The organism is Bradyrhizobium sp. INPA03-11B, from assembly GCF_040446015.1.
GTDB lineage: Bacteria > Pseudomonadota > Alphaproteobacteria > Rhizobiales > Xanthobacteraceae > Bradyrhizobium > Bradyrhizobium macuxiense_A.
In genome coordinates, this window is the sequence record NZ_JASGSR010000040.1 from 50268 (window position 1) to 65783 (window position 15516).

Genomic DNA, 15516 nt, shown 5'->3' on the forward strand with positions numbered 1-15516 from the left:
AGAAACCCCTCACCCGACTTCGATGCTTCCGCATCGAAGTCACCCTCTCCCACAAGGGGAGAGGGGAATTCCGAGCAAGCCAGGAAAGAGACACACCATGTGGCCGGACCGTCGATTGATCGATCGTTTCAAGACCGAATTCCCGATCGTGCTGGCGCCGATGGCCGGCGTGATGGATGCGGAGCTGGTGATCGCGGTGGCGCAAGGCGGCGGGCTCGGCTCGCTGCCATGCGCGATGCTGTCGGCCGAGAAGGCGCGCGAGCAGGTCAACATCATCCGCCAGCGCGTCTCCGCGCCGGTCAACCTCAATTTCTTTTGCCACAAGGCGGTCGACGCCGATCCGGCGCGCGAGGCGACATGGCGGCAGCGCCTGGCGCCTTACTATCGCGAGCACGGCCTCGATCCCAACGCACCGATCAACGCGGCGAACCGCGCGCCGTTCGATGCGGCGTTCTGCGCCGTGGTCGAGGAGCTGAAGCCCGAGGTCGTCAGCTTCCATTTCGGCCTGCCGGAGCCGAAACTGTTGCAACGGGTGAAGGGGACGGGCGCCGTCGTGATGTCGTCGGCGACGACCGTGAAGGAGGCGATCTGGCTCGAGGAGAACGGCGCCGACGTCATCATCGCGCAGGGCGCCGACGCCGGCGGCCATCGCGCCATGTTCCTGACCGATGATATCGCCGAGCAGCCGGGCACATTCTCGCTGCTGCCGCAGGTGGTGGATGCGGTGAAGGTGCCGGTCGTCGCGGCCGGCGGCATCGCTGACGGACGCGGCATCGCGGCGGCCTTCGCGCTCGGCGCCTCGGCCGTGCAAATCGGCACGGCCTATCTGCGCTGTCCGGAGTCCAAGGTGACCGCGCAGGGCCGGGTCGCGTTGGCACAGGCCAGCGATGAATCGACCGTCATCACCAACGTGATGACTGGCCGCCCGGCGCGCGGCGTCGCCAATCGCGTGATGCGCGAGGTCGGCCCGATCTCGCCTGACGCGCCGGCGTTCCCGCATGCGGCGACCGCCCTCGGACCCCTGAAGGCGGCTGCCGAAAAGCAGGGCAAGGTCGATTTCACCAATCTTTGGGCCGGCCAGGCGGTCCGGATGGGCAAGGAGATGCCGGCTGCGGAGCTGACTCGCGCACTCGCTGGCGCGGCGCTGGCGCGGATGGGGGCGCTGTCTCAGGCCTGACGCGCCGGCTCGTCACGGATGATCTCCAGATGCTCGGTCGCGAGCCTGCGATAATGCGCCGCCATTTCCTTGTAATGCTGGCGAGAAATCGGATCCGCGGCGCTTTCGGCGCGGCGCTCGAACATCTCGGCCTTTTCCTGCAGAGCCTTCGCCTGGGATATGGCCATGGCTTGCCTCGCTCAGACCAGGCAGGCCACGTAAAGGATCGCGATCCCCAGCACTGTGCCGATCGACCACAAGGCAGGGTCCCAGCCCTCCGACCGGGGGCGGCTTTCGAGCATTGACATGACGCGCTCCGAACTTTTCTGTTTGGAGACAGTAGGCGCCGGCAATGTTTCCGGACCACTTCGTGGCGGGCACGAAGTGGTTTCGTCGCGGGGTTTTGCAGCCTCAATGAGCGCCCGGAATGTCTCGCCGGGGGCCGGCGGGGTCCGTTAAGCCCCCCGGGGCCGCGGTTGCGGCGCAAAAGCGGCCTCTGCTATACGGCAGGCTGACCTTTCAGCCTGACCACCCGAGGCCCTATATAATGTCCGTAGATGCCACGACTGTCCGCCGCATCGCGCATCTGGCGCGGATCGCGGTCAGCGACGCCGAAGTTCCCCATCTCCAGGGCGAGCTTAACGCGATGCTGGCCTTTGTGGAGCAGCTGTCGGAAGTGAATATCGATGGCGTCGAGCCGATGACCTCGGTGACGCCGATGGAAATGAAGAAGCGCGGCGACGTGGTCAATGACGGCGAGATCGCCGAAATCATCGTCCGCAATGCGCCCGACACCGTGAACGACTTCTTCCTGGTGCCGAAAGTGGTCGAGTAAAGAGCCCAGCATAGCGTTCTCAAGCGAAGTGGGTACCGGTTCGCTTGAAGAGAACGCGTCAAACAAAGCGACAAAAGTCCAATGTGTCTGCTCTGCGACGATGAGAAGGCCTACAAGGCCTATATGGACTTCCTCGATGCGGTGGAGCGCAAGGGGAAGGTCGCCGATCCCAATGCGGCGATGGACGCCGTGCTCGACCATCTCGAGGCGCTCGATGCCGCCCGCGCCAAGGAAAATGCCAAAGCGCGCCAAGACGACCCCGCCAACGACAAAACCCTGTCTCCGTTCTTCTGCAGCCCGATCAATAAATGACCGATTTGACATCGCTGACGATCGCCGAGGCCCGCGAGGGCCTGGCGAGCAAGTCTTTCACCGCTCGCGAACTGACCGACGCGCATCTCGCCGCCATCGAAGCCGCGCGCGTGCTCAATGCCTATGTACTCGAGACGCCCGACCGGGCGCGCGAGATGGCCAAGGCCGCCGACGAGAAAATCGCAAAGGGCGAGGGCGGACCGCTGGCCGGCATTCCGCTCGGCATCAAGGATCTGTTCGCGACCCGCGATATCAGGACCACGGCGTGCTCGAAGATCCTCGGCAATTTCATCCCACCCTACGAGTCGACGGTGACCTCGCAGCTCTGGCGCGACGGTGCGGTGCTGCTCGGCAAGCTCAACAATGACGAGTTCGCAATGGGCTCGTCGAACGAGACCTCGTGCTTCGGCCCGGTCACCAACCCGTGGCGGCGCGAGGGATCCAACACCACGCTGGTGCCGGGCGGCTCGTCCGGCGGCTCGGCCTCCGCAGTCGCGGCGCTGCTCTGCATGGGCGCGACGGCGACCGACACCGGCGGCTCGATCCGCCAACCGGCGGCGTTCACCGCGACCGTCGGCATCAAGCCGACCTACGGCCGCTGTTCGCGCTGGGGCATCGTGGCGTTCGCGTCCTCGCTCGACCAGGCCGGCCCGATCGCGCGCACCACGCGCGACGCCGCGATCCTGATGCGCTCGATGGCCGGTCACGATCCGAAGGACACCACGTCGGTCGACATCGCCGTGCCGGACTACGAGGCTGCGATCGGCAAGTCCGTGAAGGGCATGAAGATCGGTATCCCCAGCGAATATCGGCTCGACGGCATGCCGGCCGAGATCGAAAAGCTCTGGAGCGAGGGCGCGCAATGGCTGAAGGCCGCGGGCGCCGAGCTCGTCGAGGTGTCGCTGCCGCACACCAAATACGCACTGCCGGCCTATTACATCGTGGCGCCGGCGGAGGCTTCGTCGAACCTCGCGCGTTATGATGGCGTGCGCTACGGGCTGCGCGAGCCGGGCAAGAGCATCATCGAGATGTACGAGAACACCCGCGCCGATGGCTTTGGCGACGAGGTGCGCCGCCGCGTGCTGATCGGCACCTATGTGCTCTCGGCCGGCTATTACGACGCCTATTATCTGCGTGCGCAGAAGGTGCGGACGCTGATCAAGAAGGATTTCGAGGACTGCTTCGCCAAGGGCGTGCATGCGATCCTGACGCCGGCGACGCCGTCGGCGGCGTTCGGCATCGGCGAGAAGGGCGGCGCCGATCCGGTCGAGATGTACCTCAACGACATCTTCACGGTGACCGTGAACATGGCGGGCCTGCCGGGCATCGCGGTGCCCGCGGGCAAGGACACCCAGGGCCTGCCGCTCGGCCTGCAACTGATCGGCCGTCCGTTCGACGAGGAGACGCTGTTCTCGCTCGGCGAGGTGATCGAGCAGGCGGCTGGCCGGTTCACGGCGCCCAAATGGTGGTGAGCGATGGCGGATTTCCGCGCCAGTCTCGCTGACGCTGCGCCTGATGCGGCGCTATCGCCGCCGCTCGCCGCATTGTGGTGGGCGAAGAAGGGCGATTGGGACCAGGCGCACCGCATCGTGATGAACGAGAGCGACGCCAACTCGGCCTGGGTGCATGCCTATCTGCATCGCGTCGAGGGCGACCTCGGCAATGCCGGCTACTGGTATCGCCGGGCCGGCCAGCCGGTCGCAAAGGACACGCTCGAGGCCGAGTGGGAGCGGATTGTGTCCACGCTTTCAGCTTGAACTACCGTGCAGCATGCTGGTGTCTTGACACCGCGAGCATTAACCGTGTTTCGGCCGCCATGCCGCCGCCCAGATTGACCGTGATAGGCTGGTGGAACCGGGCGGGGGCCAGTGGCAAAGAGAGTATTCGTGCGTGGGTCGGGCATAGGGGGATGGCTGTCAGCGCTGCTGGTGGCCGTGGTGGGAGCGGGCCTTGCCGGCTGCGCCTCCGTCTACAATCTGCCCGGCAACGTGCCGCTCGGTGCTGCGCTCGCCGACAACAGCAGCGCCCGTGACTATCCAACCTATGAAGATGACCTGCTGCTCGCGCTGTCGTTTTCCGGCGGCGGCACGCGCGCGGCGGCGTTTTCGTTCGGCGTGCTCGAAGAGCTCGATCGGGTGCACTCCAACGCCGCCGGCAGCAAGACGCTGCTCGATCGCGTCGATTTCGTCTCCGGCGTCTCCGGCGGATCGGTCACCGCCGCTTATTTCGGATTGAAGCGGCGCGCGGCGCTTGCCGATTTCCGCGAACGTTTCCTGCTGCGCAATGCCGAGGAGGGACTGAAGACCAGGATCTCGCTCGGCAATATCGGGCGCGCGCTGGGCGGCGGCGTCAACGACAGCCAGTTCACCGACTGGCTCGATCAAAATCTGTTCGACGGCGCGCGGTTCGAGGCATTGCCGGACGACCGCCGGCCGCGGGTGTGGATCAACGCCTCCGACATCTACAACCGCACGCCGTTCGTGTTCGGCAAGACCTCGTTCGACGCGCTGTGCAGCGACATCCGCTCCTATCGCGTCGCCGAAGCGGTGGCGGCGTCGGCCGCGGTGCCGCTGGCATTTGCCCCGATCGTGCTGCAAACCTATCCCGGCGGCTGCGCCGCGCCGCTGCCGCCCTGGTACGATCGGGTACGCAACGATCCGAACGCGCAACCTTTGCTGCGCTCCTACGCCGAGGCCCAGGCGCGCTACCGCGACGGCTCGATGCGCTACGTCAAGCTGCTCGATGGCGGCCTCGTCGACAATTACGGGCTGTCGGCGCTCAGCATCGGTCTGCTCGCCGCACAGCGTCCTTACGAGCCGCTCGACGAGCGACAGGCGGCCAAGCTGAAGCGCATCCTGTTCCTGGTGGTCGATGCTGGCCGCGGCGTCTCCGGCGATTTCGTGCAGACGCTCGAAGGACCGAACGGCGTCGAGCTGGTGTCGGCGGCGGCCGACACCGCAATCGATGCCAGCGTGCGTTCGAGCTACGCGGCCTTCACCGCGCTCGCCAGCGACTGGTCGGGCAAGCTGAAGCGCTGGCGCTGCGGCCTGTCGGCGGCGGATCGGAGCCGGCTCGGCGTCGGCGCCGGCTGGAACTGCGGCGACGTCGCGATCTATGTCGAGCGGCTCGGCTTCGACCGGCTGGGACCGGAACGCGCCGGTATCCTGAACGCCATCCCGACGCGGCTGTCGCTGCCGCCGGAGCAGGTCGACCAGCTGATCGCAGGCGGCGCGGACGCGCTGTGCTCGAGCAAGGCCTACCAGCAGTTCCGGCGCGGGCTCTGATCCGCGCCTCAATGCGTGGCTACGGGCCGCAAGGGCCGCAAGGGGACAGCAAGGCGGCTTGACTGGCGCGGTTGGTTGCGCGAAGCCCAATCCATCCCAGATATCACTTGTCCGGAAACCGAGATCCATGACCGCAGCTGCCGCCCCGCATAGACTGATCAAGAGCGCCACCGGCGATTGGGAGGTCGTGATCGGCATGGAGGTCCATGCCCAGGTCACCTCGAACTCAAAGCTGTTCTCCGGCGCGTCGACCGCGTTCGGCGGCGAGCCCAACTCGCATGTCTCGCTGGTCGATGCCGCGATGCCGGGCATGCTGCCAGTCATCAACGAGGAGTGCGTCCGCCAGGCGGTGCTCACCGGCCTCGGGCTGAATGCGAAGATCAACCTGCGCTCGGTGTTCGACCGCAAGAACTATTTCTATCCGGACTCGCCGCAGGGCTACCAGATCAGCCAGTACAAGTCGCCGATCGTGGGCGAGGGCGAGGTGTCGCTCGAGCTCGACGGCGGCCGCAGCGTCACGATCGGGATCGAGCGGCTGCATCTGGAACAGGACGCCGGCAAGCTGCTGCACGATCAGTCGCCGACGATGTCCTATGTCGACCTCAACCGCTGCGGCGTCGCGCTGATGGAGATCGTCTCCAAGCCCGACATCCGCGATGCCGAGCAGGCCAAGGCCTACGTCACCAAGCTGCGCTCGATCCTGCGCTACCTCGGCACCTGCGATGGCGACATGGAGAAGGGCAATCTGCGCGCCGACGTCAACGTCTCGGTGCGCCGCTACGGCGAGACCGCGTTCGGTACCCGCTGTGAAATCAAGAACATGAACTCGGTCAACTTCATCGGCCAGGCGATCGAGTACGAGGCGCGGCGTCAGATCGAGATCATCGAGGACGGCGGCACCATCGACCAGGAGACCCGGCTGTTCGATCCGAACAAGGGCGAGACCCGTTCGATGCGCTCCAAGGAAGAGGCGCACGACTACCGTTACTTCCCGGATCCCGATCTCCTGCCGCTCGAGTTCAGCCAGGCCTTCGTCGACGGCCTCAAGGCGCAGCTGCCGGAACTGCCCGATCAGAAGCGGTCCCGTTTTATTACGGGCTTTGGCCTGTCACCCTATGATGCGAGCGTGCTGGTCGCCGAGCGCGAGAGCGCGGAGTTCTACGAGACGGTGCTGTCGGGTCTTGCCGACAAGGCGCGCGACGGCAAGCTCGCCGCCAACTGGGTGATCAACGAGCTGTTCGGCCGGCTGAACAAGGAGAGCGTTGCGATCGCTGCCTCGCCGGTGTCGGCACAGCAACTCGCCGCGATCGTCGATCTGATCGGCGAGGGAACGATTTCCGGCAAGATCGCCAAGGACTTGTTCGAGATCGTCTGGCAGGAGGGCGGCGATCCGCGCGCGCTCGTCGAGACGCGCGGCATGAAGCAGGTCACCGACCTCGGCGCGATCGAGAAGGTGGTCGACGACATCATCGCGGCCAATCCCGACAAGGTCGAGCAGGCCAAGGCGAAGCCGCAACTGGTCGGCTGGTTCGTCGGTCAGGTGATGAAGTCGTCGGGCGGCAAGGCGAACCCGCAAGCGGTCAACGACCTCCTGAAGTCGAAGCTCGGCATCTGACGAACAGGACAATGATGTTGTCCTTGGCGCATGATCCGACCGGATCATGCTCCCGCGCGATCACCCTTGGCGTCGTCGCGCGCGCGTGAACGCGGCGTGATCCTGCCTCACACCCTCCCTCGACGGGCACGACGATGCCTCGCGGCGCCGAATCGCCGGAACTGCGATTCGTTCGCGAATCCGGCTCGGATGACCTCAAACGAGGCAAAAGCGGTCTTACCCACGAAAATTTTTTCGTTGCCAAAAATTACGACTCGGCGTTCACGCCGTGCCGCTTTTCGTCGTCGCTCGCGACTCAGCGCAACGACGATCGCGCGTCGACCGCTTCAATCCGAATTCAAGAAAAGGCTGCAATACAAGGCATTTCCTGCAACGTTGACAAATGCCGATGTCGACCGCTGTTGCACTTCTTGCATCGTCGCGCGAATGCATCGTCGATTTGAACGGCGGCGCGCGCTGTGCGCACTGCCATCGCTGCGTCAACACTTCCTTAAGCGGGACACTGTTTTTTTCGGTCTGTTGGTGTATTCGGGAAGTAGTGCATATCGATTCCCGAGTGCACGCAGCGAAGTAAGAGCCATCTCACATACTGGAGGGCAACATGGCTAAGAAGGCAAAGAAGGCGAAGAAGGCGAAGAAGGCGAAGAGCGCAGTGAAGAAGACTGCGAAGAAGACCCGCAAGGTCGCCAAGAAGAAGTAAGCCTCTCGCCTTGAGAGGATTGCCGGCGGCTTGACGCCGGCACGTCGCGAGAGCCAGCGGACGGACTGCTGAGAGGCACATCCCACCCCAAGGCTCTGGCTGACGAAAGAGGGTGTCGGCGAGACATCAGGTCAAACGGCTGGATCGAATTTCGGAGAGGGCGACCTTCCCAAAACCGGTCCGGCAGAAGAAACAGAGATTTCTTCGTTCGGTGCGGAGCCGCTTGGTTCCGCAATTTCACCGGCGAGAATGCCGAGCTGAAATCTGGTCCTGACGTGTTCGCCGACCCCCTCGTTCCGGCGGCCCGCGCAGTCCGCGCCCGGCGCCACTTTCCCACACCCCAGTTCTGGATCGACGTTGGGCCTGACGGCCTCGCGTTGCTTTTGTGTGCGCCGTCCGCGGATCGTCCGCCGGGCCTCGCACCCCTCTGTCAATTTCGAAACTGATCGCCGGCGAGGGCCGGCCGGCAGGCGCGGCCATTGTCCGCGATGGTTATCGTTGTCCGAAGCACTAGGGTAAACCGGCGTTCACGAATGGAAGGAAGTGCCTGCGGCACAGGCACTTCTGCGATTCAGCGAGGCGCCCCCGGCGGCGCCGGTTTACATCCCGTTCATCGCGATACTTAAACCGCTCTTCAAATTTGATGGGCCATGATCGTCCCAACAAGCCGGCAAACGGCGAGCGAATAACAGGACGTTTGAACAGTGGACGGGGGCCGCGCTCGGGGGAGGGCGGCCAACAACAAAAAGGGGAATGACGACAATGTTTCAGGGGGTCATCGATCAGGAAAGCGCTGTCCCGGTTGCTGCGACCGCAATCCAGGACGTGCTGTTCGAGCGCGGCATGTATTGGGCAAGCGGCCGCTCCGGCGTGGTCAACCTCGTCGCGGCGCACAAATGGTTCAACCTGGCGGCGCTCAAGGGACGTACCGATGCGATCGCGCACCGCCGTGAGGTCGCCGAGCAGATGTCCGACGTCGAGATCGCGGCTGCCCAGCGCGAAGCCCGCGCCTGGATGATGACGCATTAGGTTTCGTTTGGCGCGTTTTCCTCGCGCGAACCGGTATCCGCTTCGCTCGAAAACGCTCCAGCTCAACAGCTATCGAGCCGGGAGCCTCGGCTCCCTCGCTCCATCTAGAACCAGTATCGCGCGGCGTAGATCGCGGTCATCACCGCTCCGGCCACAATGACGAACTGGCGGACCACGGGCGCGGGAAGAACCCGGATCAGGTGACCTCCTGCATAGCCGCCGGCCATGGCGCCGAGCAGCATCGCCAACGTCTCCGGCCAACGCACCGCTCCCTGCGCGATGAAGATCAGTGTGGCGGCAAGCGATACGCAGGTCGCGAGCAGGTTCTTCAACGCCTTGATCGTCCTGATGTCGTTGGGCTCGGTGACCGACAGCACCGCGGTCAGGATGACGCCGAGCCCGGCGCCGAAGAACCCTCCATAGACACACGCCAATCCCAGGACGGCAGCGCTGGCAGCGGTCGACGGCAAGGTCGCGGTCTTCTGCTGCCCGATGGTCCAAGTCTTGGCTTGCGGCGTCTGGATCTGCGGCGCAAAGGCAAACAACAGCGTCGCGAAGCCGATCAGGGCCGGCACCGGCAGGACGAACAGCCGCTCGGGAAGCAGCAACAGGACGCCGGCGCCGATTGCGCCGCCGAGCGTCGCGACGAGGACGAAGCTGATCGTACGCCGCGTCGGCGGCGGCAGCTTGCCGCGATCGGCGAGCGCTGCGATCAGATGCCCCGGCGAGATCGCCACCGCATTCGACGCGTTGGCGATGACGGCGGGCAGGCCCGCCGCGAGCATCGCCGGAAACGTGATCAGCGTTGCGCCGCCCGCCAGGGCATTGATGATGCCTCCCGCGATACCGGCGGCGAGCAGCAGAAGGCTTGTCTGGATATCCATGCGTCACCCAATTCGAGGGTGAGCAGACTAGCGGGCGGAGCCGCGGTCCGTCTGGAACGTCTGTGACGTCGCCTTCAGTCGCGCCAATAGACGCCCGGCGTCGTGCCAAAGGTGCGGCGGAACAGCCGGGTGAGGTGGCTCTGGTCGGAGAAGCCCGCATCGACTGCTACGGCTGCGATCGGTTCGCCGGCGCGCAGCAACTGCCGCGCAAGGTTGAGCCGGGCGAGCAGGCGGAACGCATGCGGGGCGACGCCGAGCTCGCGCCTCACCATGCGGCTGAACCCTTCGCGGCTTCGCCCCAAGCCTGCGGCAACTGCGCCGATCGGCGCGAGGCTCTCCGTCAGGGCGGCGCCGAGCTTGGACCGGTCGGTGCGTCCGGTCGAAGCAGACGGCGCGCGCAACAGGATGTCGCCCGCGATCTCGAGGATGTGCTCGGGCGAGATCTCGTCAACGCGCTGCCAGCGAGCCCCGATGCTGACGACCTGGAGCGACGAACAGGCGCGACTCGCCGGAACATAGGCGTTCAGGCAAGCCGTCTCCTCGTCCGGCGTCGGCATCGGCGCATGCAGCATCCCCGCCGGGATCAGCGCGGCATGGCCGGCAGGCACGGTGATGGTCTCACCGTCGATGCGAAAGCTGCGCGACCCCGACAGCACCAGCACGAGCTGGTGTTCGTCATGGAAGTGCGGCCGGAGGCCGAGCGAGCCGGCACCGCGCCACGATGCCAGCTCGACGATGTCGTCACGGTCGGCTCGCCGATAAGTCCAGGCGTTGGTCATGGCGAAGCGTAGCACTGACGTCACCGACGGTCATGAGGCGTCATGGCCGCACGAGCGAGGCGATCGGCGAGGCCGTTCGCATTGTCGCGACAGCGATCAGGGCGGCGACGAGGTTGGCGGCTGCGCTGATTGCCACCGGAATGAAGTAGCTGTGGCTGACATCGTAGGCGAAGCCTGCGGCGCTCGGACCGAGCAGCGTGCCGAACGCGACGCTGGTGTAGAGGATACCGATGATGCCGCCGACATTGCGGCCGCCGAAATGGTCGGTGACGACAGCAGGCAGGATCGCGACCCAGCCGCCATAGAACACGCCGAACAGCAGCGCGAAGGCCGTGAGCGACCAGAAGCTACCGGCAATCGCCCAGATCGCCAGCGAGACCGCCATGCCGAGATACATCGCGATCAGGAATGCGTCGCGGCCGACGCGGTCGGCGATGCCGCCGAGGAAGAACCGGCCGGCGGTGCTGCCGACGCCGATCATCCCGAGCAGCAGCACGGCGAGCGTCGGCGCTACCTGATGATCGACCGCAAACGGCACCAGATGCACGAAGGGTACGAACACCCCGAATGCGCTGATCAGGCAGGCCGCATAGAGCCCGGCGAAGCGGGCGGTCCGCACCGCGCCGCGGATCGAGACGCCCTGGCGGAGCGGCGCACTGGAGACTGCCTCCAGCGGATCGCCGTCCGGTCCGGTGCCATAGCGGCGCGGGTCGTCGGCGATCAGCAGTGATGCGCCGATCCCGGCGACGACGGCAACGACGCCGAGCACCACGTAGGCATCGCGCCAGCCGAGGCTCGTGATCAGCCAGGTCGCAAGCGGCGGCATCACCAGCGTCCCGACGCCAATTCCGCTGACCGCGAGGCCCGACGCGAAACCACGCCGCCGCACGAACCAGCGCTGCACGGCGCCGAGCGTCGGGACATAAGCGCAACCGACGCCGGCGCCGATCCCGATGCTGTAGGCGGCATAGACCTGGAGGATGGTCTGGGCCTGTCCCGCCAGCACCATGCCGAGACCGACCAGCGCCATTCCAATGGCACCTAGCCTGCGCGCGCCCCAGCGATCGGCAAGCGGGCCGGAGACGATGCCGAGTCCGAAATACAGGAAGCCCGCGAACGAGAACACCAGCGAGACCGAGCCGCGCGAGGCGCCGAACTCGCGCTGCAAGGACTCGACAAAGGACGAGAACGTGTAGGCGCTCCCGAAGCCGATCAAGGTGACGACGAAGGCCGCAGCGACGACCACCCAGCCATAGAACGGCTTTGCTCTCTGATATCCGGCGTGCATGACGGTGTCCCTCATGTTCGTTCTCCCTGCGTCGCGGGATCGCCGGCGTTGGCCGGCGGATAGAGCAGCATCTGCGTGCAACGAAACAGCGCGATGGTCTTGCCGGTCACCTCGCTCTTGATCTCCGCATCCCACACCTGGGTGGTGCGGCCGGCGTGCACGAGGCGCGCCTCGCAGCTCACACCGCCCTCGCGCGCGGTGCCGATGAAATTTGTCTTCAGTTCGCCGGTGGCGAAGCCGATGGCGCCGTCCGGCAAGGAGGCGAGACAGCCGAACCCGCATGCGGTGTCCGCCAGGGCGACGATGCTTGCGCCGTGCAACAGCCCGTGCGGCGAGAAGTGTTTTGCGGCGATCTCGAAGCGGCCGCTGAGGTGGCCGCGTCCGGTTTCGAGCCATTGAAAGTCCAGCAGGCCGGGCAGGCTGCCGGTTTGCGATGCGTTGATGCGATCGACGAGTTGGCTGGGATGTCCGTCCGCGCCGACCTCGTGCAAAGCGAGTCGATTTGGGGCCTTAATCATGTCTTGGTTCCATCAGTCCTGGCTTCATCAAAGAGCCGAAAGCCGCTAGCGGACGGCGGAATAAAAGATTAGATAATCTAATCTTACTGGTTCGATTTTCTCTGCGTTGACGCGGCTTCCAGCACTAAGATAGGCTGATAGAGCGCCCGGAGAGCCGGATTGGCAAACCAGATTTGCTGCGCGATAAAGATTAGAAAATCTAAGTCATGGAAAACAGGCTTCCGCCCCTGAACGCGCTCAAGGCGTTCGAATCCGCCGCCCGCCATCTCTCCGTGAAGCTCGCGGCCGAGGAGCTGTACGTGACGCCGGGCGCGGTCAGCCAAATGCTCAAGACGCTGGAGGCCCATCTCGGCGTCAAGCTGTTCGAGCGGGTGCCGCGCGGCATCTATCTCACCGACGCCGGACGCGACTATCTACCGTCGATCCGCAATGCGTTTCGCCAGATCGCTGAGGCGTCGCGCCGCGTCGCTGCATCTGTTGATGTCGGCACGCTGACGGTCAGCGTCACGCCGTTCTTCGCATCGGCCTGGCTGGTGCCGCGCATGGCGTCGTTTCAGAACACGCATCCGGAGATCGATCTGCAGATCGTCACCAGCAACACGCTGGTGGATTTCTCGCGCAGCGGCATCGACGTCGCGGTGCGACATGGCCTTGGCCGTTATCCGGGGCTGCGCAGCGACCGCGTCGTTACGGTCGAGATGGTGGCGGTCGCATCGCCTTCGCTGGTCGCGCGTCTCGGGCGGCCGGCATCTCCCGGCGAACTCGCGGGCTGGCCGCAGGTGCATGACGCCGATCGCAAGGGATGGAGCCTGTGGTTTCAGGCCAACGGCATCGCGGAGGTTCGCGCACCGCGCGGACCCTCGTTCGACGACAGCGGCCTGCTGCTGAAGGCCGTGCTGACCGGGCAGGGCGCGGGCCTGCTGCCGGCGGCGATGGTCGCGCATGAGATCGAGAACGGTGAGCTGATCCAGCTGCTCGAGACCGCGCATCTGGAGGAGTTCGCGTATTATCTCGTCTGTCCCGACAACCGGCAGGGGCTTCCGAAGATCGCAGCGTTCAGGGAATGGATCCTGGGGCCGGCGGCGCAGTCTCCGCCTGCGGAGCGTTAGTTCGCCGCTGCGACCGTCTATCGGTAGAACGCATTGGGCGGCACGCCAAAATGCTTGCGGAACATCGCGGTGAAGGCGCTCTGGCTGGCATAGCCGGCATCGAGCGCGACATCGACCACCCGCGCGCCGCGCGCGAGCCGTTCGAGCGCGAACAACAGGCGTGCCTGCTGACGCCACTCGCCGAACGTCATGCCGGTTTCCCGGGCGAACAGGCGGTGGATCGTCTTCGACGTCAGCTTCAGCCGGCGCGCCCACTGCTCGGCGGTCGAGGCATCGTCCGGGCGGGCCAGCAGCGCCGCGCAGATCCGTGCGAGCCGTGGGTCGCGTGGCATCGGCAGGTGCAGCGGCAGCACGTCGACTTCGCGCAGCTGATCGAGCAGCACGCACATCAGGCGCTCGTCTGAGGTGCCGGGCGCATAGTCCAGCGGCACGCACATCGCGGCGACGAACAACTCGCGCAGCAGCGGCGAGACCGTGAACACGCAGCTGGTCCGCGGCAGATCGGGCGCCGCGGCGGCATCGACGAACACGGTGCGGATCTTGACCGCGCCGCACATGCGCACCTCGTGCTCGAGACTTGCGACCAACCACACCGCGCGATTGGGCGGCACCACCCAGGTGCCCTCGGCGCAGCGCACGATCATCACGCCCTCAATCGCGTAGAGCAGCTGGCCGCGCGGATGCGCATGCAGGCCGGTCGACGCGCCGCTCGGATAGTCGATCTCCATCGCCGCCATCGGCCGCGCCGTGGCGTGATAGTCGAGGTGCCGTGTGATCAGCTCGTCCAACACGTCTTAATTAGTCTCGCGTGTCCCAATCTCGCTAGGTGAGGTCATTCTAGCGTGAGACGGACGTCGGCGCGACAGGTAGTTGCTGGTGCTCCTTCACCAACGCGCTGCCAGGTCATGCTCAAGCAGAAAGCCGCATTTCTCTATCCCTTCGTTGCCATCGTGCTGTGGGCCGGCAACGTCATCGTCTCGCGTCTCTCGGCGCACACGATCGGTCCGCAGGCGATCACCTTCTATCGCCTGCTGGTCGCGGTGCTCTTGATGTCGCCGTTCGTGGCGCGCGCCGCTTGGCGCAATCGCCGCGCGATCTGGCCGCATCTCGGGCCGCTCGCGATCCTCGGATTCCTTGCGATGTGCCTGTTCCAGAGCCTGTCATATCTCGCGGCCGAGACCACGACCGCGACCAACATGGCCGTGTTCACTGCGCTGACGCCGCTATTGACCGTCGCGCTGAGTGCCGCGTTGCTCGGCGAGCAGCCGACGCTTGGCATGATCTGCGGCGCACCGCTGTCGTTTGCGGGCCTCATCTACCTCGTCAGCGGCGGCGACTTGCCGTCGCTGTTGCAGAACGGCGTGCATGCGGGCGACGCCTTGATGCTGCTCGCCGCGATCGTCTATGCGCTGTACGGCGTGCTGCTGAAGCGCTGGAATCTGCCGATCACCGGATGGCAGTCCACCTACATGCAGGCGCTGTGCGCGCTGGCGGTGGTGTTTCCTGCATTCCTCGCGACGCCGGCGCCGCTGCGTCAGGTCAATGCCGAAACGTGGCCGCTGATCGTCTATGCCGGCGCGCTGGCCTCGGTGGTGCTGCCGTTCCTCTGGATCCGCGGTGTCGCCCAGCTCGGCCCGAACCGCTGCGCGATCTTCATGAATCTGCTGCCGGTGCTGACCGCCGCGGCCGCGATCGTGATGCTGGGCGAGCCGGTCAGGTCATTCCACGTCATCGGCGGCGGCCTTGCGCTGCTCGGTGTCGCCTGCGCGCAGGCGTTTCCCCGACCGCTGAACCCCGCGCGCAAGGCTCGGTAGGCCGTCGTGCCCTGCTGATCTCGTGGTTTTGATCACATGTGACAAGCGAGGCCAGAATAGAGCGCTACGGCCCGCGATCACTTGTTCGCTGAAACGGAGTGATCGCCATGCGCGCTGCCTTACGAATGTCGCTACGTATTTCCCTGGTCTTGACGCTACCCCTCGTGATCCTGTGCAGTGCGACCGCCGACGC

General features: G+C 65.5%; 16 protein-coding genes. 10 read left to right on the top strand and 6 right to left on the bottom strand.

Features of this window, described 5'->3' with window-relative positions:
• Positions 1-97: 97 nt before the first annotated feature.
• The gene (locus tag QMZ05_RS18775) at positions 98-1177 is read left to right on the top strand and encodes a nitronate monooxygenase family protein (protein ID WP_353702092.1); all 1080 of its coding nucleotides are present in this window, start codon (positions 98-100) and stop codon (positions 1175-1177) included.
• Here QMZ05_RS18775 and QMZ05_RS18780 read toward each other — a convergent pair.
• On the bottom strand, positions 1168-1344 hold the full coding sequence (locus tag QMZ05_RS18780) for a hypothetical protein (protein WP_279706458.1): 177 nt from the start codon (positions 1342-1344) through the stop codon (positions 1168-1170). The two genes, QMZ05_RS18775 and QMZ05_RS18780, sit on opposite strands and share 10 nt — an antisense overlap.
• A gap of 359 nt (positions 1345-1703) precedes the next feature.
• On the opposite strand from QMZ05_RS18780, the gene gatC reads away from it, so the two are divergent.
• From gatC to QMZ05_RS18815, 7 genes are all read left to right on the top strand, one after another.
• Entirely contained in the window at positions 1704-1991 is a 288-nt protein-coding gene (gatC, locus tag QMZ05_RS18785; protein WP_353702093.1) for an Asp-tRNA(Asn)/Glu-tRNA(Gln) amidotransferase subunit GatC, read from the top strand.
• Positions 1992-2072: 81 nt separating this feature from the next.
• The gene (locus tag QMZ05_RS18790) at positions 2073-2303 is read left to right on the top strand and encodes a hypothetical protein (RefSeq protein ID WP_353702094.1); all 231 of its coding nucleotides are present in this window, start codon (positions 2073-2075) and stop codon (positions 2301-2303) included.
• Positions 2300-3775: an Asp-tRNA(Asn)/Glu-tRNA(Gln) amidotransferase subunit GatA gene (gene gatA / locus QMZ05_RS18795; RefSeq protein WP_353702095.1), complete on the top strand. Its 1476-nt coding sequence runs from the start codon at positions 2300-2302 to the stop codon at positions 3773-3775. Before QMZ05_RS18790 ends, gatA begins: the two co-directional genes overlap by 4 nt.
• 3 nt (positions 3776-3778) lie before the next feature.
• Positions 3779-4060 carry a hypothetical protein gene (locus QMZ05_RS18800; protein ID WP_353702096.1) on the top strand — a complete coding sequence of 94 codons (282 nt, stop codon included), beginning with the start codon at positions 3779-3781 and terminating at the stop codon, positions 4058-4060.
• Between the two features lie 165 nt (positions 4061-4225).
• The gene (locus tag QMZ05_RS18805) at positions 4226-5587 is read left to right on the top strand and encodes a patatin-like phospholipase family protein (protein ID WP_353702108.1); all 1362 of its coding nucleotides are present in this window, start codon (positions 4226-4228) and stop codon (positions 5585-5587) included.
• A gap of 127 nt (positions 5588-5714) precedes the next feature.
• Positions 5715-7202 carry an Asp-tRNA(Asn)/Glu-tRNA(Gln) amidotransferase subunit GatB gene (gene gatB, locus QMZ05_RS18810; RefSeq protein ID WP_353702097.1) on the top strand — a complete coding sequence of 496 codons (1488 nt, stop codon included), beginning with the start codon at positions 5715-5717 and terminating at the stop codon, positions 7200-7202.
• 1462 nt (positions 7203-8664) lie between these two features.
• Complete coding sequence (locus QMZ05_RS18815) at positions 8665-8931, top strand: hypothetical protein (RefSeq protein ID WP_353702098.1); 267 nt, start codon at positions 8665-8667, stop codon at positions 8929-8931.
• A gap of 104 nt (positions 8932-9035) precedes the next feature.
• Here QMZ05_RS18815 and QMZ05_RS18820 read toward each other — a convergent pair whose 3' ends face one another.
• From QMZ05_RS18820 to QMZ05_RS18835, 4 genes are all read right to left on the bottom strand, one after another.
• Positions 9036-9815: a sulfite exporter TauE/SafE family protein gene (locus tag QMZ05_RS18820; protein ID WP_353702099.1), complete on the bottom strand. Its 780-nt coding sequence runs from the start codon at positions 9813-9815 to the stop codon at positions 9036-9038.
• 74 nt (positions 9816-9889) lie between these two features.
• Complete coding sequence (locus QMZ05_RS18825; protein ID WP_353702100.1) at positions 9890-10609, bottom strand: helix-turn-helix domain-containing protein; 720 nt, start codon at positions 10607-10609, stop codon at positions 9890-9892.
• A 25-nt stretch (positions 10610-10634) separates the two neighbouring features.
• Positions 10635-11897 (bottom strand): MFS transporter, encoded by a 1263-nt coding sequence (locus QMZ05_RS18830; protein ID WP_353702101.1) that lies wholly within the window; start codon positions 11895-11897, stop codon positions 10635-10637.
• Positions 11894-12400 (bottom strand): PaaI family thioesterase, encoded by a 507-nt coding sequence (locus QMZ05_RS18835; protein ID WP_353702102.1) that lies wholly within the window; start codon positions 12398-12400, stop codon positions 11894-11896. Before QMZ05_RS18835 ends, QMZ05_RS18830 begins: the two co-directional genes overlap by 4 nt.
• Before the next feature lie 206 nt (positions 12401-12606).
• On the opposite strand from QMZ05_RS18835, the gene gcvA reads away from it, so the two are divergent.
• On the top strand, positions 12607-13509 hold the full coding sequence (gene gcvA, locus QMZ05_RS18840; protein ID WP_353702103.1) for a transcriptional regulator GcvA: 903 nt from the start codon (positions 12607-12609) through the stop codon (positions 13507-13509).
• 17 nt (positions 13510-13526) lie between these two features.
• On the opposite strand, the gene QMZ05_RS18845 is transcribed toward gcvA, so the two are convergent.
• Positions 13527-14300: a helix-turn-helix transcriptional regulator gene (locus QMZ05_RS18845; RefSeq protein WP_353702104.1), complete on the bottom strand. Its 774-nt coding sequence runs from the start codon at positions 14298-14300 to the stop codon at positions 13527-13529.
• Positions 14301-14414: 114 nt separating this feature from the next.
• Between QMZ05_RS18845 and QMZ05_RS18850 the strand changes: the two genes are divergently transcribed.
• Positions 14415-15323 (top strand): DMT family transporter, encoded by a 909-nt coding sequence (locus QMZ05_RS18850; RefSeq protein ID WP_353702105.1) that lies wholly within the window; start codon positions 14415-14417, stop codon positions 15321-15323.
• The last annotated feature ends 193 nt before the right edge of the window (positions 15324-15516 follow it).